Origin of the sequence: Mesorhizobium sp. M1D.F.Ca.ET.231.01.1.1 (assembly GCF_003999155.2) — a bacterium.
In the GTDB taxonomy this organism is placed as follows: Bacteria; Pseudomonadota; Alphaproteobacteria; order Rhizobiales; family Rhizobiaceae; genus Mesorhizobium.
The window spans coordinates 1,094,130-1,119,110 of sequence record NZ_RZOZ02000001.1; the positions used below are offsets into that span (position 1 = coordinate 1,094,130).

20 protein-coding genes and 2 pseudogenes are annotated in these 24,981 nt (G+C 62.7%); 10 read left to right on the forward strand and 12 right to left on the reverse strand.

Annotated elements, in window-relative coordinates:
• The first annotated feature begins 17 nt into the window (after nt 1-17).
• From EN874_RS05515 to EN874_RS05530, 4 genes and pseudogenes are all read left to right on the forward strand, one after another.
• Nucleotides 18-767, forward strand: a complete 750-nt coding sequence (locus tag EN874_RS05515) for a DUF899 family protein (RefSeq protein ID WP_127424353.1) — start codon at nt 18-20, stop codon at nt 765-767.
• A 137-nt stretch (nt 768-904) separates the two neighbouring features.
• A pseudogene (locus tag EN874_RS05520) lies at nt 905-1,099 on the forward strand (hypothetical protein); the annotation flags it as partial.
• Nucleotides 1,100-1,472: 373 nt separating this feature from the next.
• Complete coding sequence (locus EN874_RS05525) at nt 1,473-2,567, forward strand: branched-chain amino acid ABC transporter substrate-binding protein (protein WP_127424354.1); 1,095 nt, start codon at nt 1,473-1,475, stop codon at nt 2,565-2,567.
• An 82-nt stretch (nt 2,568-2,649) separates the two neighbouring features.
• Nucleotides 2,650-5,121: an adenylate/guanylate cyclase domain-containing protein gene (locus EN874_RS05530; RefSeq protein WP_127424536.1), complete on the forward strand. Its 2,472-nt coding sequence runs from the start codon at nt 2,650-2,652 to the stop codon at nt 5,119-5,121.
• A 39-nt stretch (nt 5,122-5,160) separates the two neighbouring features.
• On the opposite strand, the gene EN874_RS33605 is transcribed toward EN874_RS05530, so the two are convergent.
• Nucleotides 5,161-5,442 (reverse strand): hypothetical protein, encoded by a 282-nt coding sequence (locus tag EN874_RS33605; RefSeq protein ID WP_168247362.1) that lies wholly within the window; start codon nt 5,440-5,442, stop codon nt 5,161-5,163.
• A gap of 270 nt (nt 5,443-5,712) precedes the next feature.
• Between EN874_RS33605 and EN874_RS05540 the strand changes: the two genes are divergently transcribed.
• Together EN874_RS05540 and EN874_RS05545 are read left to right on the forward strand one after the other, a co-directional pair.
• Entirely contained in the window at nt 5,713-7,173 is a 1,461-nt protein-coding gene (locus tag EN874_RS05540) for a phospholipase D-like domain-containing protein (RefSeq protein WP_127424356.1), read from the forward strand.
• A gap of 24 nt (nt 7,174-7,197) precedes the next feature.
• Nucleotides 7,198-7,998, forward strand: coding sequence for an endonuclease/exonuclease/phosphatase family protein (locus EN874_RS05545; RefSeq protein ID WP_126084428.1), 801 nt, complete (start codon nt 7,198-7,200; stop codon nt 7,996-7,998).
• 5 nt (nt 7,999-8,003) lie between these two features.
• On the opposite strand, the gene EN874_RS05550 is transcribed toward EN874_RS05545, so the two are convergent.
• A complete protein-coding gene (locus EN874_RS05550; protein WP_127424357.1) occupies nt 8,004-8,528 on the reverse strand; it encodes a quercetin 2,3-dioxygenase in 525 nt (174 codons plus the stop codon).
• Between the two features lie 73 nt (nt 8,529-8,601).
• Here EN874_RS05550 and EN874_RS05555 point away from each other — a divergent pair, with 73 nt between their 5' ends.
• Nucleotides 8,602-9,237 (forward strand): TetR/AcrR family transcriptional regulator, encoded by a 636-nt coding sequence (locus tag EN874_RS05555; protein WP_127424358.1) that lies wholly within the window; start codon nt 8,602-8,604, stop codon nt 9,235-9,237.
• Here EN874_RS05555 and EN874_RS05560 read toward each other — a convergent pair.
• Nucleotides 9,234-11,210: a BTAD domain-containing putative transcriptional regulator gene (locus EN874_RS05560; RefSeq protein ID WP_127424359.1), complete on the reverse strand. Its 1,977-nt coding sequence runs from the start codon at nt 11,208-11,210 to the stop codon at nt 9,234-9,236. The genes EN874_RS05555 and EN874_RS05560 overlap by 4 nt on opposite strands.
• Before the next feature lie 151 nt (nt 11,211-11,361).
• Between EN874_RS05560 and EN874_RS05565 the strand changes: the two are divergent.
• Nucleotides 11,362-12,135, forward strand: a pseudogene (locus EN874_RS05565) (DUF1194 domain-containing protein); the annotation flags it as partial.
• Here the strand turns inward: EN874_RS05565 and EN874_RS05570 are convergent.
• The 8 genes from EN874_RS05570 to EN874_RS05605 form a co-directional block, all read right to left on the reverse strand.
• Complete coding sequence (locus EN874_RS05570) at nt 12,064-14,250, reverse strand: glycoside hydrolase family 127 protein (RefSeq protein ID WP_245513459.1); 2,187 nt, start codon at nt 14,248-14,250, stop codon at nt 12,064-12,066. The pseudogene EN874_RS05565 and the gene EN874_RS05570 sit on opposite strands and share 72 nt — an antisense overlap.
• Before the next feature lie 27 nt (nt 14,251-14,277).
• Nucleotides 14,278-15,129 (reverse strand): carbohydrate ABC transporter permease, encoded by an 852-nt coding sequence (locus EN874_RS05575; RefSeq protein WP_127424361.1) that lies wholly within the window; start codon nt 15,127-15,129, stop codon nt 14,278-14,280.
• Nucleotides 15,129-16,055, reverse strand: a complete 927-nt coding sequence (locus tag EN874_RS05580; RefSeq protein ID WP_127424362.1) for a sugar ABC transporter permease — start codon at nt 16,053-16,055, stop codon at nt 15,129-15,131. Before EN874_RS05580 ends, EN874_RS05575 begins: the two co-directional genes overlap by 1 nt.
• Nucleotides 16,056-16,582: 527 nt before the next feature.
• Complete coding sequence (locus EN874_RS05585) at nt 16,583-17,830, reverse strand: sugar ABC transporter substrate-binding protein (protein ID WP_127424363.1); 1,248 nt, start codon at nt 17,828-17,830, stop codon at nt 16,583-16,585.
• Nucleotides 17,831-17,902: 72 nt separating this feature from the next.
• Nucleotides 17,903-18,955, reverse strand: coding sequence for a LacI family DNA-binding transcriptional regulator (locus EN874_RS05590; RefSeq protein WP_127424364.1), 1,053 nt, complete (start codon nt 18,953-18,955; stop codon nt 17,903-17,905).
• Nucleotides 18,956-19,208: 253 nt separating this feature from the next.
• The gene (locus tag EN874_RS05595; RefSeq protein WP_127424365.1) at nt 19,209-21,095 is read right to left on the reverse strand and encodes a hypothetical protein; all 1,887 of its coding nucleotides are present in this window, start codon (nt 21,093-21,095) and stop codon (nt 19,209-19,211) included.
• Entirely contained in the window at nt 21,092-21,592 is a 501-nt protein-coding gene (locus tag EN874_RS05600; protein ID WP_127424366.1) for an ABC-three component system middle component 2, read from the reverse strand. The genes EN874_RS05595 and EN874_RS05600 overlap by 4 nt, the downstream gene beginning before the upstream one ends.
• Entirely contained in the window at nt 21,592-22,590 is a 999-nt protein-coding gene (locus EN874_RS05605) for an ABC-three component system protein (RefSeq protein WP_127424367.1), read from the reverse strand. Before EN874_RS05605 ends, EN874_RS05600 begins: the two co-directional genes overlap by 1 nt.
• Before the next feature lie 386 nt (nt 22,591-22,976).
• On the opposite strand from EN874_RS05605, the gene EN874_RS05610 reads away from it, so the two are divergent.
• Nucleotides 22,977-23,630, forward strand: a complete 654-nt coding sequence (locus EN874_RS05610) for a DUF2971 domain-containing protein (RefSeq protein ID WP_127424368.1) — start codon at nt 22,977-22,979, stop codon at nt 23,628-23,630.
• Between the two features lie 171 nt (nt 23,631-23,801).
• Here the strand turns inward: EN874_RS05610 and EN874_RS05615 are convergent, their stop codons facing one another.
• On the reverse strand, nt 23,802-24,449 hold the full coding sequence (locus EN874_RS05615; RefSeq protein ID WP_127424369.1) for a class I SAM-dependent methyltransferase: 648 nt from the start codon (nt 24,447-24,449) through the stop codon (nt 23,802-23,804).
• Nucleotides 24,450-24,655: 206 nt separating this feature from the next.
• Here EN874_RS05615 and EN874_RS05620 point away from each other — a divergent pair, with 206 nt between their 5' ends.
• The gene (locus EN874_RS05620) at nt 24,656-24,913 is read left to right on the forward strand and encodes an Hpt domain-containing protein (RefSeq protein WP_245513460.1); all 258 of its coding nucleotides are present in this window, start codon (nt 24,656-24,658) and stop codon (nt 24,911-24,913) included.
• Nucleotides 24,914-24,981: the final 68 nt, after the last annotated feature.

Genomic DNA, 24,981 nt, shown 5'->3' on the forward strand with positions numbered 1-24,981 from the left:
AGAATGGGACAAGAGCAATGACCCAGCAAATGCAGACACCGCCGGTCGTTTCACCAGAAGCCTGGGAAGGCGCGTACGAAGAGATGCTCGTGAAGGAAAAGGCTCTCACCCGCGCCCGCGACGCGCTCGCGGCGGAACGCCGCCGCATGCCATGGATGCTCGTCGAGAAGGACTACGTGTTCGAAGGCCCGAACGGCAAGGCAAGCCTCCTCGACCTCTTCGAAGGCCGCCGCCAGCTCGTCGTGTACCGCGCTTTCTTCGAGCCGGGCGTCTATGGCTGGCCGGAGCACGCCTGCCGCGGCTGCTCGCTCGGCGCCGACCAGGTCGGCAACCTCGCCCATCTCAACGCCCGCGACACCACGCTTGTCTATGCCTCGCGCGCGCCGCAGGCCGACATTCAACGGCTGAAGGAGCGGATGGAGTGGAAGATGCCCTGGTACACCATCACCGACAGCTGGGATAAGGATTTCGGCGTCGACCAATGGCACGGCCACAACGTCTTCATCCACGACGGCAACCGCATCTTCCGCACCTATTTCATCAACAACCGCGGCGACGAGGCGTTTGGCACCGTGTGGAGCTATCTCGACGTCACCCCGCTCGGCCGCCAGGAGCTGTGGGAGGATTCGCCCAAGGGCTATCCGCAGACCCAGACCTACAAGTGGTGGAACTGGCACGACAATTACGAGGAAGGCGCCGCCCCCGACCAGAGATGGGTCGAGGTGTCGGATGTCGGCGAGGCGGCGTTCCGCAACAAGAACGCCTGAGCGCGAAGCGACTCTGGCGGCGTGGCCCGCGCCGCCAGAGCCGATCTTTCCCGAGAGCCAGACCAGTTTGGAAGGTGGAGATCATGAGCATCGACCATCCCGCCCCTCGCCCGGCCGGCCTGCGCGGCTTTGGCCTCGCCGACTTGCTCTGCCTCGCGGCAGCCCCCACCTTCGCCATGATGGCGCTGCTGACCGCTGCCTATGGCGGCCAGGACATGATGTGCATGTCCGGCCCCGGAGCCCCGATGCTCAGCGGCATGGTGCCGATGTATCTTTTGATGGCGGCGTTTCATCTGGCGCCGTGGCTAAGATTGCTGGCGAGGCGGGCTTGAGATGTGACGCTGCGGCTAACGACCGCCGTACCGGCCCACGTGCCCGCTCAGCGCCAGAAGCGGACCAGATGCTCTGATGAGCGGACTGGCGCCCGACAGCGGACTGGCAGCTTCAGACTGCGCATCTTCAAGAGCGGGCCCGGCGTTAGCATCATCATGACCTGACCCAAATCGCGATGCGCACTCCGGCCAGTGGGTGTCCGGCTTTGGTGCGCGATTCCGACCTCGGCAAACCAAGTTATGACACGCCGTTCAAGTGAACGATCAATTCGCCAACTGCACTGCAATGACATCCGAAACCCTCGCGCTTGCCGAAGGGGCTGTCGGCTCCGGCAAGATTAGCGTAAGCTAATGTCTACAAGAGGGTGCAGACATGCACCGTATTATAGCCATAGCGATCGTAGTTCTCGCGGCCGTGTTCGGTTCCGCGAGGGCCGAGGTGCTGATCGGGGTCTCGTCTGCGATGACAGGACGGCTTGCCTGGATCGGCGAGCAGGGACAGCGCGGCGCCGAGATGGCGGTGGCCGACGTCAACACGGCAGGCGGCGTGCTCGGCCAGAAAGTGAGGCTCATCTCGGTCGACGATTTCTGCGATCCCGAGCAAGCGGTCGCGGCCGCCCGGAAGCTGGTGGCTGACGGGGTGGTGCTCGTCGTCGGGCATTTTTGCTCCGGGGCCTCGATCCCCGCATCAAAAGTGTACGAGGAGGCGGGCATCGTCGAAATATCCCCAGGCTCGACCAATCCGCAGCTGACCGAACAGGGCCGTCGCAATGTCTTCCGCACCATTGGCCGCGACGACGCGCAAGGTTTCATCGCCGGTAACTACCTTGCCGATCGCTGGGGCGACAAGAAGATTGCGATCCTTCACGACAGTTCGACCTATGGGAAGGGTCTCGCCGACGAGACCAGGAAGCAGCTGAACAAACGGGGCGTGACCGAAGCCGTCTACGACGCATACGCGCCCGGGAAGGACGACTATTCAGCCGAGGTCGCTGCGTTGCAGACTGCCGGCGTCTCAGCCTTGTATGTGGGTGGGTATCATGCCGACGTTGCGCTGATTGCTCGCGCTGCACACGACCGCGGCTACACGGTTCAGCTCATATCCGGAGATGCCTTGGCGACCGAGGAATTCGCCCTGATCGCAGGCCCAGCGGCGGAGGGCACCCTGTTCACCTTCCCGGCGGACCCGCGGCGAAATGCCGGCGCGGCCGCGATCGTGGAGCAGTTCCGTGCGGAGAACTTCGAGCCGGCGGGCTACACGCTGTTGAGCTACTGCGCGGTCCAGGTCTGGGCCCAGGCGGTCGCGAAGGCAGATTCGCTGGAACCGAAGGCGGTCATCGCGGCACTGCACGAACAGGAATTCGACACCGTCATTGGCCGCGTCGATTTCGACGACAAGGGCGACCTGACGAGGCAGAGCTGGGTTTGGTACGTCTGGCGCGGCGGGGAGTACGTGCCGGTCGAATAGGGTTCGCCGAACGCCGGCGTGCCGCCCTGAGACGTCTAGCCTGATGCAGACCAGTGTGGATGGATCGTTCCGACTCACCGCGATGCTTGAACGCCTCGGCATACGCGGCCGGCTGCTGTTCGCCTTTTTCGGGATCAGCGCCCTTGCGGTGCTGGCAACTGCTGCGGCGCTTTATGCCTTCCTCCAAGTCGGCGACGTCGTCGACCGAATTACCACGGATCGGGTGCCCTCGGCGCTGGCCTCCCTCCAACTGTCGCGCCAGGCCGAACGGGTCGCTGCTGCCGCGCCATCGGTGCTGGCGGCGACAAGCAGGGCTCAGCACGGCGAGGTTTCGGCTGCCGTCGCGCTCGAGATGTCCCGCCTCGAGGCCCTGCGCACGGACCTCAGGGATGCCACGCTGGGCACAGTGCCTTTGGCTGAGATCGAGGAAGCCGCGATTGTTCTGAGGCGCAACCTGAAGGAGCTCGACTCTCTGGTTATCGCCCGGCTCGATGTGGTCGCCCGCAAGGAGGAGCTCCTGAACCATCTCACCGCGACGACGACCGGAAGCCACCGCCTTCTGGCCACCGCCATCTTGGTGATGGATTCCAGGCTCCCGCAATGGCGGGCGGTCGCGACCGATACGTCGCTGTCGCCCGATCGACACGCAGCGGCGATGGCCGACATGGTCCAGGCGATTGCGGCCTACATCCCCCAGCAGAAGGCGCTGCTGGAGATCTCGGCGGTCAACGACGCGCTGGTGAAGGCCGCGACCGCGCCAACAATGGGCGACCTGGCGTTGATCCTGTTTCCGCTGCGCCGCTCGCTTGCCGCTCTGGAAACGGCGTCCTCGGAGATCGACCAAAAGCTGCAGACCCGTTTCCGGCAGCGGGTGGACGAGTTCAAAGCACTGGCCGATGGTGAGAACAGCATCCCGAAGGCACGGCAGGATGAGCTTGCGGTCCTCGCGCAGGGCGAAAAGCTTCTGGCCGAAAACAATCGGCTGTCGCGCAGTCTCACCGCTGCCGTCGACCGTCTCGTCGCAGCAGCGGACCGCGAGATCGCCGCCTCCGGTCGCGAAGCCGCGCTCGTCCAGCGCTACGGCACCGGAGTTGTCCTCGGCTCCGCATTTCTCAGCCTGTTGAGCTCGGTTCTGGTCGTCTGGCTCTATGTCGACCGCAGCCTTCTCGCCCGTCTGGGAGCGGTGAGCCAGGGCATGCTCGCGATCGCGGGCGGCGATCTTCGTGCGCCGCTGCCGGCCGCAGGCAGCGACGAAATCGGGCGCATGGCCGAGGCGCTGAGCCTCTTCCGGGATACCGCAGTCGAGGTCGAGGAAAAGAACCTGCGCGACGTTGCAGAAGCGCGCCAGCGGCTTGTCGATGCCATCGAGAGCATTTCCGAAGGTTTCGCTCTCTATGACAGAGAGGACAGGCTTGTCCTTAGCAACAGCCGCTACCGCGAACTTCTATACGCCGGTCTGGAGGCCGAGCTTACCCCTGGCACGGCATTCGAGGAGATCATTCGCCGATCCGCCGAGCGCGGCTACATCAGGGATGCCGAGGGGCGGGTCGATGAGTGGGTTGCGGAGCGCCTGTGGCGGCACCGCAACCCTGGCGAACCATGGGTGCAGCGGCGGGGCGATGGACGATGGATCATGATAAGCGAGCGGCGGATCAGCGCCGGCGGCACGGTCGCCGTCTACTCGGACATCACCGAGCTGAAGCAAAGGGAGGAGAACCTCGCCGAGAAGTCCACTGCCCTGGAGGCGCTTTCCAGCAAGCTGGCCAAATATCTGGCGCCGCAAGTGTACAGCTCGATATTCACCGGTCGCCAAGACGTTAGAATCGCCAGTCAGCGCAAGAAGCTGACCATATGCTTTTCCGACATTGCCGGCTTTACCGAGACCACCGACAAGATGGAGTCCGAGGATCTCACCCAGCTCCTCAATCACTACCTGACGGAAATGTCGAAAATCGCGTCGGATCATGGCGCCACGATCGACAAGTACGTCGGCGACGCGATCCTGATGTTTTTCGGCGACCCTGAGACGCGAGGCGTCAAGCAAGACGCGCTGGCTTGCGTGCAAATGGCGCTTGCCATGCAAAAGCGGATCAGCGAGCTTACCGAAGTCTGGCGGGACATGGGGATCGAAACACCGCTGCGCTGCCGAATCGGCATCCATACCGACTACTGCACCGTCGGTAACTTCGGCAGCGAGGACCGGATGGACTACACGATAATCGGCGGCGCCGTGAATCTCGCCTCGCGCCTGGAACAGGAGGCGGCACCGGGCGCCATCCTCATTTCCTACGAGACCTTTGCGCAAGTGAAAGACACGATCGATTGCGAGGAGATGGGGCACGTACAGGTCAAGGGGATCGCCTATCCCGTCGCCACCTACCGCGTCATCGATCTGAAGGCCAATCGAGCGGGCGCTTGTCGCGCCGTTCGAACCGAGCTGCCGCACTTCAGGCTGGAACTTGAACCGGAGCTGATGTCTGCCGACGAGCGTGGCGGTGCGGCCACTGCGCTTCGAGATGCGCTGGATCGGCTTTCCCACAAGCCCGGGCAGTAGGGCTTGGTTCGACCCCTCCCCTTAGGCACCCCAGCGATGTCATCGCGCAGCGCCATAATCGAGTATAATTCCTGGCCGATCGCAGACGAAGGAGGAGAAGAGCAAATGTCCGTGGACGCGGAACCAAGAAATGTGGACGCCGAATATGCGATTGAGTACCTCCAGGAGCATCCGGAAGCCGGGCTTTGCTGCGAGGATCGGCGCTGCTGGATTACGCCGAACGCAAACGAGACCGAGCAGCGGATCCTGCTTCTTGATGTGGTTGAGGCTGACCGGCTCAAAGATGATCCTCGCCTTCGACTCGTTTCCGGAATCGCTCATGCGGGACGGTCGCTCTGGGTCGTCCGGAGAATGACATAATCCCGCGCAGCCTTGCCCTGGAACCTCGATGCTCCGCGGCATGGTGCCGATGTATCTTTTGACGGCCGCCTTCCATCTGGCGCCGTGGCTAAGGCTGGTGGCGAGGCGGGGGTGAGGTCCGGCTCCCCAAGGTTTTGCACGACAGCGACTGACCCCAGCCTCGCATCCATTCCCGAACCGTGCTGACGTGGCGCATTGCCTTCCGCTCATCATCGCTCAATAGTCGGGCCGATGTTGCAGACGATTGCGAGCCACTGGTCGACGCTTATCCTTCTCCTGTCCTTGGCGATGGCGGCCGTCGGCATCGTCCACGCCATCATGACGAAGGAGGACGTGCGCGCGGCCACCGGCTGGGTCGGCGTTATGCTCTTGTCGCCCTTCCTTGGCGCGATCATCTATGCCATCGCCGGCATCAACCGTATCCGCCGCGCCACCATCAGCGCCCTGCGGCCCGTCACCGGCGAGGCCGCCGAGGCTAGACATGACCGCGACGTCGCCATGGAGGCGTTGATCGACACCCAATACGGCCAGCGCTTCATCGGGCTGAAGACGCTCGGCGACAGGGTGGCGCGGCGGCCGCTGACTTCCGGAAACACGATCGGCGTTCTCAAGACCGGTGACGAGGCCTATGCGGCGATGTGCCGGGCGATCGACGGCGCGCAAAAAAGCGTGCTGCTCGAAACCTATATTTTCGACAATGACGCGGTCGGAGCGCTTTTCGTCCAGTCGCTCGGCAATGCCGTCAAGCGCGGCGTTACCGTGCGGGTGCTGATCGACGCCGTCGGCGTGCGCTATTCCGTGCCCAGCATTCTCCATCAACTGAGGGAAGCTGACGTCGCCGTCGACCTCTTCAACGGCAAGATCGTCGTGGGATTGAGACTTCCCTATGCGAACCTTAGAACCCACAGGAAGATCCTGGTCGTCGACGGCATGGTGGCGTTCACGGGAGGCATGAACATCCGCAAGGGTTTTTCCGCCGAATTCGCCGGCTCCGACAGTTCCAGGGACACGCATTTCGAGGTCACCGGGCCGGTGGTGGCCGACCTGTTCTCGGTCGCCGCCGAGGACTGGCGCTTCGCCGGCAACGAGGCACTGAAGGACGACATCTGGCAAGTCGAGCGAGCCTTGCCGCCGCCCGGACAGCCGATGCTGGTCAGAGCCGTCGCGACGGGACCCGATGCCTCGAACGAAACCAACCACAAGCTCTTGATGGGTGCCTTCTCGGTCGCCCGCAAGTCGATCCGCATCATGTCGCCCTACTTCCTGCCGGACCGGGAGCTGATCAGCGCGCTGACCACCGCCGGCCGGCGCGGCGTCGAGATCGACATCGTCGTGCCGGCGGTGAACAACCTTTTCCTTGTCGACCATGCGATGACGGCGCAGCTCGACCAGGTGCTGAAGCACTATTGCCGCGTCTGGCGCCACGAAGGCCCGTTCGACCACTCCAAGCTGATGGCGATCGACGGCGTATGGGCCTATATCGGCTCGTCAAATCTCGATGCCCGCTCGCTGCGGCTGAATTTCGAGATCGACATGGAGATTCTGGATGCCGACTTCGCGGCCGAGATCGATGCCCGTATCGGCGCCGCGATCGCTTCCGCCCAGCCGGTGACGCTGCAGACGCTGAAGGCCAGGCCTTTCGTCATTCGCGTTTTCGACCGATTGCTGTGGCTGGGATCGCCCTATCTATAGACGAGGAAGACGAGCAGCAGGCATATGGACAGAAACGGACGCAGCCTTCCGGAGACCGTGCTCCTGTCGATCCGCGGCAGAAAAGCGCGCAAGGCTAAGTCGACGCCGCGCAAGCGGATTGAAGGCGCCGAGATGGTGGTCGCCTCTTACAATGTCCACAAATGCATAGGCGTCGACAGGAAGTTCGATCCCGAGCGGACCGCCCGCGTCATTCGTGAAATCAGTCCCGACGTGATCGCGCTGCAGGAAGCAGACAACCGCTTCGGCGATCGCGCCGGGCTGCTCGACCTCAACCGTCTCGAAATCGAAACCGGTCTGGTGCCGGTGCCGATCACCGGAAACGGCAAGGCGCATGGCTGGCGTGGCAACGTGCTCCTGTTCAAGCGCGGCACCGTGCGCGACGTCCACCAGATCAAGCTGCCGGGCCTGGAGCCGCGCGGGGCGCTGGTCGCCGAAATCGATCTCGACGAGAGCCGGACGCTGCGCGTGATAGCGGCCCATCTCGGCCTGTTGCGCCGCTCGCGCTCGGAACAGGCTCGCGTCGTGCTCGATATCATGAGCAGCGCCGACGAAAGGCCGACGCTTTTGCTCGGCGACCTCAACGAATGGCGGCTGGGCAACCGCTCGGCGCTCAACACGCTGCACTCGATCTTCGGACCTTCGCCGCCGGCGGTGCCCACTTTTCCGTCAGGTCTGCCGGTGCTGGCGCTCGACCGCATCATGGGCAACCGGCACGGCATGGTCTCGGCGGTGGAAGCGCATGACACACCGCTGTCGCGGGTGGCATCCGATCATTTGCCGCTGACGGCATACGTGCACCTGTAGCGAAGCTAGGCGCTGGCCACAGCGTGGCTGGCAGTCGGCGCCATCGGCGGCCCGACGATTTCGGCCTCATAGCGGGCGCTCACACGCTTCAGAGCCTCGATGTCTGGCGGTGTTGCCGGCGGCAATCCTGCCGCCTCCGCCGGCCGGCCGCCGTCAATGAAAACCCGTTCACCGCCGCCAGGCGTCAGCAGCGTCAGCATCCGCGCCGGCCGATCGCCCTCGACGACGAAGGTGTGAGGGACGTCCCGCGGCAGGAATACGAAGGAGCCGGCAGTGGCGCGGAAGGTGTGGTCGCCGCATCTCATCGTCAGTTCCCCTTCGAGCACATAGAACGACTCGTCCTCGCGATGATGGATGTGCAGCGGCGGCGAGAAGCCGGGCGCGATGAAGGATTCGAGCAGGCCAAATCCGCCGCCGGTGTCCGCGGCGGTGGCTTTGACCGTCATGCGGTTTCGCAGGAACCAGATTGCTTCCCCCTCGCCCGGTCCCAGGAAGCGGGCGTCATCGGCGGTGCGACTCGACGTGATCATGACAGGTTATCTCCATTCAGTGTGCCTTATTACACTCTTGTGCAATTAGTGCATTCCGGTATACTTTGTCCGCATGAATGTCAATCAGCACCCGCGCGCCGCACAGAAGCGTCGCACCCGCAAAGCGATCGTCGATGCCGCGATCGCGTTGCTCGCACGCGGCGAGACGCCGACCGTCAACGATGTGGCGGCCGCGGCCGATGTCTCGCGGCGAACCGTCTATCTCTATTTCCCGAGCTTCGATCAGCTGTTGCTCGACGCCACCGTCGGCGCGCTCAGCCAGGCGTCGGTCGATCGCGCCATCGAGCAGGCGAGCGATAGTGGCGAAGCGCGCGTGGAGCATCTTGTCCGCGCGCTGCATCACGTCAGTCCCGAAGTTGAAAAGCTTGGACGCGCACTGATCAGGCTCACTGTCGATACCAATGCGGAGCCGCCCGCGGACGGCGCGCCGCGCCGCGGCTATCGCCGGATCGAATGGATCGAATCGGCCCTGGCGCCATTGCGCGACCAGCTCGATCCAACGCGCTGGAGCAAGCTCGTCCGGGCCCTGGCCATGGTGATCGGCTGGGAAGCTCTGATCGTCCAGCGCGACGTCTGCGGCCTCGGCCCGGCCGAGGGAGAGGCACTGTCGGTATGGGCGGCGAATGCGCTGGTGAAGGCGGCGCTTGAGGATGAGCGGCAGGCTCTCGCCCCGGCATCACGGGGTTAGGACTTCGGAAGGCCGGCTCTCGACAGCATTTCAAGGAAGCGCGCGTGATGGTCATCCCTCACATAGCGCGGCAGGAAGCCGGGGCAGACATTGCCAAGGTTGAGATGTGGAAGTTGCGACAGGCAATGGTGGATGGCGCGTGAGGCTTCCTCATTGTTTCTAGTCGCCGAAGCAGCGGCCGCCCAGTAGAGGGCGCCACGGACGAAACCCGGCTTCGTCCTGACAACCGTGCGGGCGACTTCGACTGCCCTCCGGTCGTCGCCGCCGGCGAACAGCGCGACCGCCAGGCCGTGATGACGCCAGAAATCGATGACGTCGTGCGCGCCGAGGCGGATAGCCTCGTTGGCCGAGCGTAGGGCTTCGCTCACTTGGCCGCGCAGGGCGTAGAGCTCGCCGAGATCGCCGTGACCGCTCGGATAGCTGGGGTTGAGGCTGACCGCGTGGCGGCATTCGACAATTGCCTCGTCGATCCGGCCATCGCACAAATAGGCAAAAGACAGGATGCAGCGGGCGATTTCATCGTCCGGCACAGCCCTTACCGAATCTTCGGCAAGCCGGATCGCGTTGTCGACATGCTCCCGCTTGCCAGGTAGCGCGCCGAATGCAATCCCCATGGTCGTCGCGATGGAGAGCGTCCGCTTTGCCCGGGCATTTTCGGGCGCAATCGACAGGGCCTTCTCGGCGAGTTGCTTCGACACCAGGAGCGAGTCCCGAGTCATCTCGAAGTACTTCATCAGCGCTTCATTCACCAACCTGCGGACTTCGGGGGCGCCCGCCGGGCTCTTGTCGCGAACCTTCCAGTTGGTCAGTTGAAGCTCGAGGCTGACCGCCAGCACGACCGACCGCGCTATCCTGTCCTGGAAATCGAGCGCGTTCTCCGAATGGCCATCGAATTTCTGCGCCCAGACATTGTGTCCGTCGGCGGCGTCGACAAGCTGGACGTTCACCCTCAACTCGTCTCCGGACCTTTGGATGCTGCCCTTGAGCGTATAGCGTGCCCGTAAGCCACCCGGGGACCTCGGTTCCTCGCCATTTCTATCGCTGGATGTCAGCCCCGAGAGCACGACATAGTCGGCCACCTCCGAAAGCGCTGTCGTGATGTCGTGGACGAGACCCTTGGCGAAGAAGTCGTCGCCCCGCTCTCCCGTCAGATTGACGAACTCGGCGACGCCGATGGATGGACGACCCTGGCGCTGACCGGCATGAGTTCCATTTGCCGTCTGCGGATTTGACGGAAACTCGGTCGAAAGCAGCGACTGCCAAAGGGCCTTTGTCTCGGGGCTGACGTCGACGCCGAACTCCTTCTTCAAGACGCTTCTGCAAGTCTCGAACGTTCGCAACGCCTTGTCCCGCTGACCGCACGCAACCAGCAGTTCCATCTTCAACCGATAGGACTCCTCTCGCGTCGGTTCCATGGCCAGAATCCGGTCAGCCACGGCCAATCCGCTTTCGACATCGACGAGACGGGCGAGCTTCTCCATCGACTCGAGCGCGCGGCTCGCCAGCCTTTCGCGCTCGGATGCCGCCCAATCATCGAAAGCGTTGCTGCCGACGTAAAAGCCATCGAGGAACGGCCCGGTGTAAAGCGCCAAGGCAGTCTGGAGTTCCGGAGCGGAACGCGCCGACAGACCGGTTTCAAAATCCTCGACGTCAACCCGTACCGCATCCGGCCTGAGGCCGATCAGGTCCCTGCGGGAATGGATGATATCGATACCCGCCCGCGACAGATCCCGGCGCAGGACGCTGAGAGTCTGTCGCAGACTGTTGCGCGAGTGTTCGCTGTCGCTGTCGCTCCATAGAAGGTCGGCCAGCCGTTCCCGAGGCGCGGCCATGCCCGGGCAGCGAGCCAGGTAGGCAAGGATCGCGGGACCTCGCTTTCCGGTCAGCCAGACCGACCCGCCGGCTTCCTTTTCAATCTGGAAACCGCCGAAGAGTGAGATCCTACTGGTGGCGATGCTTCGCCCGTCCCGCATTTGCCTAACAGTTTTTCAGAATGACGAAATTCTAACCCAAAACTAACGCTGCGGAAACTCGGCAGCCCAGTCCCCAAGCGCTGTCGTGACGATATCTGATTAGACTTCGCTGAATTAGCGGCCGCTTGTTTCTGGCCGGGGGGTGCGGCGAATGTCAAAGCTCACAGCCAACGTGCTGCTCCTGTTTGCCGGGCTGGGGAAGCGGGCCAGTTCTTGGCTGAGACTGGCAACGCTCGCAGTCGCGGGATTTTGGGTCCCGACGGCATATGCTGCCAACGTCGATGATGCGGTGCTGAATGTGGACGTCGCGGTCGTGTTCGCCGTCGATTTCTCGTCGTCGATCGACCCCAAAATCGCCGACCTGCAACGCGAGGGACATGCCGCAGCACTCACCTCGCCCGAGATCATCCGCGCCATCTCCCAGAACTATATCGGTTGCATCGGCGTGGCCTATTTCGAATGGTCAAGTCCCGGTTACACACGGACCGTGCTGCCGTGGACCCGCATCTGCGGGCTGGAAGATGCCAAAGCAGCGGCGTCAATGATCAGCAACAAAGGCGATACCGGCTATCGTCGCCGCGGTCGGGGCGGAACATCGGTGTCGGCGGCCATCGACGTCGGGAGTCTTCTGCTTGATAGGTTTCCCGGAAATGCGATGAAGAAAGTGATCGATATCTCTTCCAACGGCGAGAACAATGACGGGCTACCCGTTCAGCCGAGCCGGGAAAGTGCCATCGCCAAGGGATACACCATCAACGCGATCGCCATTCCGACGGATGACGAGGACCCCGGGCAACCGCTGGCGGCCTACTTTGCCCGATCCGTGATCGGCGGCTCACAGGCCTTCGTGATGTCACCGACGGGGCCGCACGATTACGTCACGGCGCTTCGCCGCAAGCTGGTGACGGAAGTGAGCATGCACATCCCGGCAACGGGCGCAGCGGAGTTGCCCGGTCCCATTGCGGAAATCCGATAGACCGGTCTGAACTTGGTCAGGACCTGCCGGCCGCGGTGGCATTTCGCGTCCGGTGCGGAGCCGGCGCCGGCTAGTCTCACCCTCCCGCAGCCACACCAGCATCTCGCCGGGATCGCGATTGTCCCAGGCAAAGTAGGGAACGGCCTTGAGCGTCGTCTCCTCGGTGGCCGGCGGCTCGGAGCGGTAGAGATCGCTGCCCCAGTTTTCCGTTTCGGCCCTGCTGCCGATGGCCGAAAGCGTGACGATGCCGCCGAGCAGGTTCGGCTCTGGATGCGCCTCGAGTCTGGCCTCGCGCGGCAGAGCGATGCGATGCAGCCCAGCGCCGTTATCGGTTTCTTCGACGCAGTAGATCAGCGGGCCGCGTGCCAGCGCGACGCGGCCGATATCCTGGCGCACCTGCGGGTTGGCGAAGAGCCTGGACATCGACATTTCGAGGTCGAGCTCGACCCGGTCGCCTGGGCGCCATTCGCGGCGGATCGCGACGTAGCCGTCGCTGGTGGCCTGATCGAGATCGACCATCTTGCCGTTCACCCGGAGCGCCGCGTTGCGGCACCAGGCCGGCACGCGCAGGTGAAGCGCGAACTCGACCGGCGCTTGCGGTTCGATCTCGATCGCGACGGCGCCGTCCCAGGGATAGTTGCTGGTCTGGACGAGGCTGACCGCCCGGCCGGCGATCTCGAAGCGGGCGGTCGAGTCGCCATAGAGATGCACGGCCAGCGCATCGTCGGCGAGGCCGTAGAAATAGCTGCCGATGGACGCCACCATGCGGCCGATATTGGGCGGGCAGCACGGGCAGCGGTGCCATTTCCAGCGATGGTGGCCGCCCCGGCTCTCCAGTGGATTCTCGTAGAAGAACAGCGAGCCGTCGAGCGACAGGCCCGAGATCGAGCCGTTGTAAAGCGCGCGCTCCATCATGTCGGCGTAGCGGGCATTCGGTCCCATGCCGAGCATGCGGCTCGCCCAGAAGACGAGGCCGACCGAGGCGCAGGTCTCGGCATAGGCGGTGTCGTTGGGCAGGTCGTAGTCGCTGGTGAAGCCTTCATTGTGCGCCGAAGGGCCGATGCCGCCGGTGACGTAGAGGCTTTTGGTCGTCAGATCGTCCCACAGCCGGTCGAGCGCCGCGCGCAGGCTGTCGTCGCCATATTCGGTGGCGATGTCGGCCATGCCGGAGAAGAGATACATCGCCCTGACCGCGTGGCCGACGACCTTGTGCTGCTCGCGCACCGGCTTGTGCGACTGATTGTATTCGTAGGTCTTGAAGTGATAGGCCTTCGGGTCGGCGCCGCGGGCGCGCGCCTCCTCGTCGAAATAATGCGGCTGCTGGCCGCGCTGGTCGATGAAATATTTCGCCAGCTCCATGTACTTGTTCTCGCCCGTCGCCCGCGCGAGCTTGACCAGCGCCAGCTCGATCTCCTCGTGGCCGCAGTAGCCCTTCCTTTTGCCGGGCTCGGGACCGAACATCGAGGCGATGTGGTCGGCGTAGCGGCACATGATGTCGAGCAGCTTGCGTTTTCCGGTTGCCTGAAAGTAAGCGACCGCGCCCTCGATCAGGTGGCCGGCGCAATAGAGCTCGTGGCAGTCGCGCAGATTGGTCCAGCGCAGGCCGGGCTGGATGCGCTGGTACCAGCTCGAAAGGTAGCCGTCCGGCTGCTGCAGCTTGCCGTACATGTCGATGACGGCATCGATCTTCCGTTCCAGCTCCGGATTGCGGCGCCGGTAGAGCGAATAGGCCGCGGTCTCGATGGTCTTGCCCCAGTCGGAATCCCAGAACATCTGGGTCGTCACCGTCGAGCCGGTGAACTCGGCGCCCTGCGTGTCCGCCTCGTCCGGCGACGCCGAATGGAACGGGATGACGACGCCGGGCGACGGCCGGTCCGGATCGATCTGCTCCAGCATGCGCGCCTCGACGCAGCGGTCGTAGAGGATGCCGGCGGTCTTGGCAGCCACCGCATCGACCCGGTCGCCCCAGAAGCCGCGGACATCGACCTGCGGCACAGGCAGCGGCCGGAAGGCGAGCTTCGGCCTGGCAGTGTCGGTTGCGGCGGCGGGCTGCGATGCGGTCATGACGTCACTCCATTCGAATGCGGGAAATCATTTGACGGCCCCGGCCATCAGGCCGCGGATGTAGAAGCGCTGCAGCGCCAGGAACAGGATCAGGCAGGGCACCATCATCACCGTGACGCCGGCCTGCACGGCGCCCCAGTCGATGGCGCCGAAGCGGCCGGATTGCAGCGCCGTCATCATCACCGGCAGGGTGAATTTGGACTGGTCGGTCATCAGCACGAGCGCTGCCAGGAACTCGTTCCAGGCGCCGAGGAAGGCGAACAGCGCGATGGTGACGACGCCGGGCCAGACCAGCGGCAGCATCACCTTGACCAGCATGGTGACGTTGTTGGCGCCGTCCATGCGCGCGGCCTCCTCGATCTCGCGCGGCACGGCGTCGAAGGCGTTGCGCATCATGAAGATCGAGAACGGCAGTTGCAGCGTGACGTAGACGCAGACCAGGCCCGTCAGCGTGTTGTGGAGACCGAGCCTCGTCAGCACCAGGAAGATCGGCGTCAGGATCGACTGGAACGGGATCATGATCGTCGACAGGATGAGGACGAAGAAGAAGTCCCGGAACGGGAAGCGGAAGCGCGAGAAGCCGTAGCCGGCAAGCACGCTGACCAGCACGGAGAGCAACACCGTCATCGCCGAGACGTAGATGCTGTTCTGCGCCGAGGCCCAGAGCCCGTCACCGAAGGTGTTCAGTGTCTGATAGTTCTCGACCGAGAAGCCGGTGGTCGGCCAGGGCGGCAGCGGCGGCTGGCGCGCTTCCTGCGCCGGCTTGAAGGTGGAAAGCACCGTCCAGACGATCGGCGCCAAAAACAGCACTGAGGCGATCATGCCGGTGGAATGCCTGGCGAAGGCCGCCTTGCGGTTTTGCGACATCGCCTCGGCCATCAGTCGAGCCCCTCGGGCTTGCGCAGCAGCCAGAGCTGGATGAGGCTGAGCGCCACCAGGATGACCAGCAGCACCATCGAAAGTGCGGCGCCGTAGCCGAGCTTGAACGAGACGAAGGACTGGTTGAAGATCCAGTAGACCGCCGTCAGCGTCTGGTTGCGCGGGCCGCCGCGCAGGATGATGTAGAACTGGTCGAAGGCGAGGATCGAGCCCGCCACCGACAGGATCAGCGCCAGCGCCAGCGTGCGGCGCATCAGCGGCAAGGTGATCGCCCGGAAGCGGGCAAACGGGCCGGCGCCATCGATGACGGCGGCCTCCTGCAGGTCCTGCGGGATCGACTGCAGGCCGGTCATCAGGATGATCATGGTGAAGCCGGCGACCTTCCAGACCACCATGGCGATGATCGACCAGAAGGCCGGCTGGAAGGTGGCCAGAAGATTGACCTTCTTTTCGGTCAGGCCGAGGTCGAAGGCGGCCGGGCTGAACAGGCCGGAATCGACGTTCAAGAGCCACGACCAGAGCAGGCTCGCCGAAGCGAAGCCCACCACCGCCGGCATGAAGAAGGCGGTGCGGTAGAGATTGGTGAGCGGCCGCGGCCGCTCGATGAAGATCGCCAGCGGGAAGGCGACGGCGAAGATCGCGATGGTGACGATGACCGTGTAATAGAAGGTGAATTTGAGCGCGTTCCAGAAGCGGGAGTCGCGCAGGATGGCGAAGTAGTTGTCGAGGCCGACAAAGGCGTGCTCGCCCATCAGCGGCCAGTTGTTGAGCGACATCCATGCCGTCATGCCGAGCGGGATGACGAAGAAGACGGTGACTAGAGCGACGGCCGGCAGGACATAGAGCAGCCCCACCCATTGCCGGCGGCTGACGCCGAGGCGTGTCCGGGCGCGGGCGGGAACGGAGGTTGCGGCGATGGTGGTCATCTACCCTCCTCCTTGTGGGGAGGGCAATCGCATATGGGTTTATCGGCGAATGCCAACACAACGCCGTCATCCTCGGGCTTGTCCCGAGGATCTGCCGTCGCACGAAGATAGAGCGCGACCAGTTCGGGGAGGCCGGTAGATCCTCGGGACAAGCCCGAGAATGACGGCATCGAGGCCTGCAGGTTATCCGAACTCCCAGTGCCATATGCGATAGCCCTGCCCTTGTGGGGAGGGTCGCTGCGAAGCAGCGGGGTGGGGGTTGTGGCGCCGCCCCCCCACCCGGACCTGCGGTCCGACCTCCCCACGAGGGGGAGGTAGGGCGCTGGCGCTATTGCGGTCGAACTCATGCTTGGCCTCTAGATATGCGCGGCGTCCCCCTCCCCCTCGAGGGGAGGGTCCGGCCGCAGGCCGGGGGTGGAGTCCCCGGTGAAGTGCGCCGACGGGGAGATAGCGTCGAGCACTTCGCGGGGCGACCCCACCCGGACCTGCGGTCCGACCTCCCCTCGAGGGGGAGGTTAGGTCCGGCGCTACTTGTTCGGCGCCTGGTCGATGATCGACTGCATCGTCTCCTGCGCGTTCGAAATCGCGCCGTCGACATCGTCGCCGAAGAAGACCTCGTTGACCATCTGCGTCCACGGGCCGTTGGCGGAGTTGATCAGGTCGTTGAACACCACCGTGTAGGGCGTGCGGCCCTTGGCCATCGCCTCGGCCGCCACCTGGTAGCGCGGATCGAGGTCCTTCAGCGCGTCCTTGGCGATGTCGCCGCGCACGGGAAGGCTACCATACTTCGCCAGGATGGTCTGACCTTCCAGCGAGTAGGCGAAGTCCAAAAACTCCTTCACCACGGCGATCTTCTTGGTGCCCTTGGTGACGACGAAATTGTCGCCGCCGGCAAAGGACGACCAGCCGCCGTCCTTGCCGGGCAGGAAGGTGATGCCGTAGTCGATATCAGGGTATTGTGTGTTGAGCGCGCCGATGGCGAAAGCGCCGGACGGCGAGATGCCGATCTTGCCCGTGGCAAAGGCGGCAAAGAAATCGTGGCCGACATCTGTCTCGGCGCCTTCGGGCACCAGGCCCTTCTTCACCATCGAGCGGTAGAGGTCGATCGCGCCGCGCAGCTGTGGGCTGTCCAGCGTCGCCTTGGAGCCGTCCTCGGAGAGGATGTCGCCGCCCGAGGCCCAGATCAGCGGCGTGAAGGTGAAGATGTTGCAGCCGCCGCAATTGCCGGAGAAATAGAATCCCTTGATGTCGCCGCCGAGCGCGTTGACCTTCTCGGCGTCGGCCTCGATCTCGGCCCAGTTGGTCGGCCCCTTCTCGGGGTCCAGGCCGGCCTGCTTGAACAGCTTCTTGTTCCAGATCAGCACCGAAGAATCGGCCGAGAACGGCAGGCCGTAGACGCGGCCCTTGTAGGTGCCGGTCTTCACATGCGCCGGCGAGAGGCTGGAAAAATAGGGCAAGGATTTCGCCCAGTCGGTGATGTCCTCGAGCTGGCCGGCTGCGGCGAAGGACGGCGTGTAGATCAGGTCGAGCGAGAGCGCGTCGGGCGCGGTGCCGCCGGCGGCCGCCGCGCCATATTTCGGGATGATCTCGGCATTGGGGATGATGTCGAGCTTGATCTGGTCCTTATGCGCCTTGTTGAAGGCGTCGACGATGCGCGGCATGAAGTTCGAGCCGTCGGCGCGCACCCATATGTTGGCCGTCTCGGCGGCAGCGGCCTGCAGGCCGCCGCCGATCACGGCCGCGGCGAGCGCCAGTTTCGCGATCATGGTCTTCATGGTTCTCCTCCTCATGGTTCTCCTCCCTGTTCGGCCGCGCGTTCCGATCCATCGGCTCCGCCGCGGCCCGTCTCAACCGCCCGGCGGACGGCCGCATGACTGACGCACCACCAGCCGGCACGGCAGTTTCCTGATGCCCGGCGCGGCCGGCTGGCCGCCCACGAGCGAAAGCAGCGCGAGCCCGGCCTCGCGGCCGAGCGTCGAAAGGTTCATGTCGACCGAGGTGAGCGGCGGGCGCGTCGCCTCGGCCACGATCTCCCAATTGTCGAAGCCGATGACGCCGACATCGTCGGGCACGCTGATGCCGCGTTCGCGCAGCGCATCGATGACGCCGCGGGCGATCTGGTCGTTGCCGCAGAAGACGGCGTCCGGCCAGCCTTCCCTGCCCGCCTTGCCGAACAGCTTTGCCACTGCATCGTGGCCCCAGCCTTCCGACCAGGCGCCAAGCAGCGGCTCGGCTATGGGCAGGCCGTGCTCCTCCAGCACGTCCCGATAGGCCTCAGCCCTCGCGTGCACCACCGCGAAGCTCGCCGGGCCGCTGACATGGGCGATGCGCCGGCGCCCGAGCCGCACAAAATGCTCGACCGCCAGCCGCGCGCCGCCGGCATCGTCGGAGACGAGGCCGACCGCGCCGGGATCTGGCTGCGTGAAGGCATAGACTACGGGCACGCGCAGGTTGGAGAGGTCGACCGGCAGATGGCGGTCGATGCGTTTTCCGGTGGCGATGATGCCGTCGACGCGCTTGTCGAGCATGGCCTCGACATGCAGCTGGCCGAGCCGCGTGTCGTCCTCGACATTGCACAGGAACACCGACACGCCATTGTCGACCAGCGCATCCGAAACGCCCGCCATCAGCGGCAACGAGAAGCGGCCATAGGTATCGTTGGTGAGCAGGCCGACGGTGAAGCTGCGCTTGCGCAAAAGGCTCTGCGCCAGGCTGTTCGGCCGGAAGCCGAGCAGCCGCGCCGTCTCGCGAATGCGCTCGCGCGTCTCGGCGGTCATCCGCCCCTGCCCATTCAGCGCCTTGGACGCCGTCGCCACGCTGACGCCAGCCGCCGCCGCCACCTCGCGCAGCGTGACCGGCGGCTTGGCGGAAACTGGCGCTGGCTCGGCATCGGCGGACATGGGCGCGGCGGATTCCCTTAGTTGGGAAAAGGTTTTCTCTTACCGCTGTGCGCGGTGATGACGGATGAGGTCAGCGGGCGCGGAGCGATTTGGGAAAAGGTTTTCTCAGAGAGAGAGATTAGGGGAAGGTGGCGGGGTTAGCAATAGTAATGTGAGTGCCCTGGGTGTTATATGCTGACGCGCCCCGCGCTCCGTAGGCCCCGCCTACGTCGAAAGATCACTGAATGAGGGATGAGCGTCCCCGTCGGGCACGCTATGCTGTCCTTTTTGCCGGGAGAAACAGCCCAGAGCGTCCTGTAGCCGGGTTGCCGGTCAGCGTCTCAACCTTGCCAAGGGATTCTATGTTGGAAGGCAGTTCCACATTCTCGATGACCAAAAACTGGCAGGTGTCGCCATTCTTGGAAAGATGCTCGAAAAAGAAATCTTTGAGCGACGTGTTGCTGAGAGCCGCCTCGTCCGGCGTCAGCGGCCCTGCTTTGGAATGAATAGGGTCTCGGTAGGTAAGCAAGGGCGTATCGAGCAACACGAAGCCAGGATGTGGAAGCTGCCGCTCTCGGCAAAATAAGAACAGTGCCACTTTGAAAGCTGCATGAGTGATCGCGCGAACGCCTTTGCCGTTGTCGCGGCGATGCTTGCCGTCAATGATTAGGTCAAAACTCGTTTCGTCGAAGGAGACGTTGCGCTGTCCGGGAAATTGCCATTCTTGGAGCACAGAACTCACCATCTGTGCAAAATCATAAGCGACGTTGGTCGGTAGACTGAGGTTCGGCCTCTCATTCTTTGCGGCAGGCCTAAGAGCAGCAAGTGCAGTTCTTCGGTCGAGGAGTGATGCTCGCTGTTCGATCAACGCGAGGCCCTCGCGAACTTTGTCTCGTACCGACAACGCCTCATGCAATCGCCTTCGTGCATCATCGGCGGTGGGCGCTAGCTCGGCGAGACCGCGTTCAACGTAGGCAAGGCCATCGTATGCTTCGATAAGTTCTTTTTCGCGTTGCAGCCCTTCGGCATGCAGGTCTGCCAATGCGGTCTCCAGCTCAACACTTTGGTGTTTGATCTTCGCAATTTCCGCACCAGCGGCAGCCCGAGTCTTCTCGATCTCATCAAGACTATGCGCATGCTTTTGGTTCTCTGGAGTCGCCCCGCATAGCGGACAATCGCGGTCTCCGCCAAGGCCCAGCAGAAAGCCTGCTTCTTCGATAGACTCCAGCCGCCGAACGTCGGACTGGTACACTTCCTGGAGCTGTTCAAATCTTCCGATATTGATATGAATTTCCGCTCGCCTAGCCTCCAGTCGCGAAATCGCATCAGCATAGTTCCGCTTTGCCCCTAGTCTGGCTCGAATAGACTCTTGAGCCTGATCAAACTCACGCCGAGCATTCTGATACGTCTGCTCCAGTGATGCATTTTGATCGGCCAGTTGATCCGCATTGGGAAAATCTGCCGTCAGCTTCTCGTCAAGGGCAGAAATCATATCATCGAGGACTTCAAGCTTGCCTGTCGTTGATGCTTTGAAGGTTTTCCTATCTACCACCGGTACGATGGCGCTGTCGTCATCACCGGTAAGCATGAGCTTGAACACGCTTCGCTCGGCAGTCACGGATGTATATTGTCCTGAGAGAGCCGGTGACGTTTCGCTTTGGATCGAGGTTTCATCGACAATGCAAAACTTGGAGAGGTCGCGAAAACTAAGTGGACGTTTCTTGCCGTTGGCATCCGTCGCGATCTCGCGGCCTGTAAGACCTATTTCGTTCAACAGGAACTGAGAGACATTATCCGTGTTCGCGCTGTCGTGCCGTCCTGACAGCGCTCGGATTATGTTCGATCCGTTTGTGGGAGAAGATGTGACGAGGCCGGGATGGTACTCAAGGGAGCCACCCGCCAATGCGCGCATAAACGTCGATGGTCCTGAGATTGGGAGCTCAAGACCGAGCCAACCACGGTCATAGGGCGCGCGCTCTGCTATGCCTGGCAGCTCTCGGGCTGCACCGAGGAGAAAGTCCAAAGACTTGACCGAGAACGACTTGCCGGTATTCGACGCTCCATAGAGCACGTAAAGGCCCGGCGAGAAATCCAGCGTGGCCGCGTCGGCATTGGGGCCTGTAAACGTGAGGCGATTGAGGGTGAGCCACGGTCGTTTCAAGCGCCGTCTCCTAGCTCACCGCCTTCACCTTGGAATTCGACTGCCCACCTACCGATGCGTCTTGAGATCATCTCCGCGAGATCATTGTCGGATCGTTGGCCGACATAATTGGCGAGCCATTCGGCGCGGGATTTTAAGCCTTTGCCGTAGCTCGTGCGAAGAGAATCGACGAAGGCAGCAGCCTCCTCTCGCGCGACATACATAATCCCGTCGTTCCCGGTCTGGGCATCGACCAAATGGAGTTGACGCATAAGTGTAAGACCATTCTCGACAAGTCGACGCCTCACTAGAAGTTCACCAGTGCGCTGCGGAATATCGGGATGGAGGCTTTCTGGCCCTCCTATGTCCGCCGTATGAACCACCAGATGGTCGAGCCAAACCAAATGCGAAAGATCAAACGCGCGCGGAAACGTTGCATCCAACATTACCACCGCACGCGTTCCCGTCTCGAGGGCGCTGTTGAACAGCGGAGTCCGATCTGCTTCATAGCTGGTCATCACTTGCGCCATTTGAGCACGCCTTCGTTCGCGAAATGGTGACAAATCCCCTGCTTCACCGGAACGCGGGCATACTTGGCCAGTGCGCCGGACGGCTGAATGTTTGCTGCTTGCGTCATGACAGCGTCAACCCGGCGCAGAGTATCGGAATAGTCCGCCTTGTGCGTCTCCGCGACGCCGTGGTGGAGATCGCGACGTAAGATATCGATCTCCTCCTGCATCGTATTGTCCCGATAAAAGCGTGTGAACGAGTCAGCGTCGAAAAATCGCTCACGCTGCATTTTCAGATGCGGGCCGTGAATGGCGTGCGTTCGCGCCGCTTCTTTGTCGATTGCACATCCCTCACGCTCCCCGTATGCGTCCAGCAATTGTCCAACGTATGGCAGCTCATGTAGTTCGATCTCGTCGGGCACAGTACCCACCGGCGCCGGTCCGGGGTCGATTCCGAACCACGATTGTAGTACCGGCTTGGCCGCAGAATCCGTCAGGATTTCATCGACCATCACCAGCTCCACCCGTGAAAAATCCCAAGCCTCGATGAACGCACGCAATTCGGCTGTCAGCGGAATGGTAAGCCCGTCCACAATGGTAGTTCCACAGTAGGCATCCCACTTTTCCAGAATTGCAGCCCTGAATTCTGAGGGTTTGGCAATGAGACGCTTTAGATTTCGGTTCACACCGCGTGGCGCAACAAAGTAGTACTTGGTTGGCGCGGTGAATTCCCCTTTGTAGCTGTAGTACAAAATCTTACCCAGCTCGGCGATTCCTACCTCGGTTGCGAGAGACCTTCCATACTGCTTACACTGATAGTTGTGCCATTCGCCTTCGAGCTGTTGAAGCGTCAGGTAGCCGACCACATCGCGGCCCATGTCGCCAGGGCCGGTGAATCGTTGTGCTTTCACATATCCTGTCTTGTGGCCGATCCATTCTCGCACAAAGCTTTCGAGTTGCTCATCGGTAAGCGCGAGGATTTGGCGATCTATTGGAACTTTGACCATGCGCAAGAATCAACAGAGTGGTGACAACACATCGTTGTGCCTACGCTGCCCGAAGCAACTTTACAACTACAACCGCTAATTAATCTCGACAACGTATCTTGCCGCTATGCAGACGAGCCATCCATAGCTAGCATTCGCCAAAAAATGTGTTGGGGGAGCCATGCAAATCGCCCACTTATCCATTACGAATCCCCCCGGGGGGCGCAAGCGCAAAGCTGGATGTGCCTGTCCGCAGCGTTCTCATAGGGAACAATCATTCCGGCAGACCGTCGGTGCGGGTGCTGGTTCCCAGCCGGATCAATCGTTCCGGCGCAACTGATGAGCATGATTAAGGGCTTCTCCTATAGAGAATGCCTTTGACCGAGAGGAGCGAGGGAAGGCGAACGATGACCGAGCGAACTTATCGTCGCTACACCAATCTCGCATCGGCGTTGCACATCCTGCGCAACAAGTGCCTGACGCTGTTGAGCCCTGATACATGGGACGACAGGAATGACGCCTTCTTCATGGCAGAATACAAACGGCTGAAACAAGCAAAGACCATCCTAGCGATTTGTCTCGCAGTCCGAGAGGAGACGTATCACCATTGGCAGGTATTCTCCCGTGGGGCCGACGGAGTCTGCTTAGAGTTTGATAGCGAAAAACTGCGTTCAGCCTTCAGTCGGGCGGAGGGCGTGTGCCACCAGATGGTGGACTACCGACTGATCACCCAAGTCAACAAGATGACGGACGTGGATTTAGAGCGATTGCCATTCATGAAGCGCTGGCCGTATGGCGACGAGAGTGAGTATCGCGCGGTCTACATCGACAATGACGAGGAACTCCCCGCCTATGCTGTGCCGATTGGGCTGAATGCAATAACTCGCATCACACTCAGTCCTTGGCTCGCTCCAGCCTTGGTCCCGGTCGTGAAGGAAACCTTGAAGTCTCTGCCCGGATGCTCGGGGCTACAGGTCTATCGTTCGACACTCATAGACAACGACCAATGGAAAAAACTGACTGGGCGTGTGACGATACCGGTCATGCCGTCCGGGAGTTAAAGCAGATCGCTGTCCTCTATATTTTATCGCTGTATCGATGTCAGCTTTTGGTGAGCAGCGGCACTGACCTCAACTCCGAAATGCGGCGCACGGCTGCCGATCGCGCCTGCGCCCGCTGCGCCCGACAATTCATGGAGTGAGGACCATCACGCGTGGCAGGCGGAAACCGGCCTACCCCCTCCTAAAAAACCCCGACAAAATATTCGGCCCCGCCTCCCCTGGCCGCAGCCTGATGCCGTCCTCGAATCCGTTCAGCGTCACGCATTCGAAGCCGTTATGCGCGAGCAGCGCCACCAGCGAGTCGCGGTCGAAGTGGTGCAGGTGCTCGTTGGGGAGGCGCATGCGCCAGGTTCGGAACCAGGCGTCGCCGTCGGCGCCGAGCTCACGCCAGCGGCAATAGGGGACGGCGACGGCCAGGTGCCGGGTCTGCAGGCGGGCGAGGAAACTCAGATCCGGGATGTGTTCGAGCACGTCGAACATGGCGACGAGATCCCACGAACTCGCAAGCGCCTCGTCCCAACCGACAAAGCGGACGCCCTGGGGCAGCGGAAACTCGGCGATGTCATAGCCGGCGCAGTCGGCGACCCCGGTAATCTTGGCGGCTTCGATGAATGTGCCGGTGCCGTATCCGATTTCCAGCACGGAGCGAGGAATCTCGCCGGTTACTCCCAGCACCCAGCCAAGCCGCTGATAGCCGAGCTTGATGGTTCGGTCGCTCAGGTCCTCGTAATAGGAAATATACTGCTTGTCGTACTTGATCGGCGTGAAGTCGATCTGGTGGATCACGCCAAACCGGTCCACCTCGTAATTGTCCAACATTGCCCTGCCGCCCTCCGGAGACAGGATTGTTATATGGCGGAGCTAAACGCAGCGTAACCCGGCGGGGCCAGCCCGCCGATGGCACCGTGTAAGTCGCGACATACGGGCAACGAGCGCCCCACCATTCCACCCCGACCCGCTTTCTGCTTGAATACCGCCTACATCCAGCCACGGAGCATCCCATCTCAACCGATCCCTTCGCCCCGTTGCGCCAACGTTTCCTCGCCCGCTGCGCCGATCAGCTTGGCGAACTGAAGGCCGTGCGTGAGGCCCTGCCCGGCTCCGACGACACTCTGGTCCGCCTCGCCCATTCGCTCGCCGGTGCGGCGGGGACGTTCGGCTTTGCGGAAATCAGCGTTCGGGCGTCCGAACTGGAGACGCTGCTCATCGAGCAGGCGGATGGCGGGAGCGTTCGCGCGGCGCTCGATGCCTTGATCGCGGAGATCGAGCGGACGCTGTCCTGATTGCCCTGGCGTGAAGTAGGGCAATCGCATATGGCGGCGCCAGCCCCTCTCCGGCCGCTGCGCGGCCA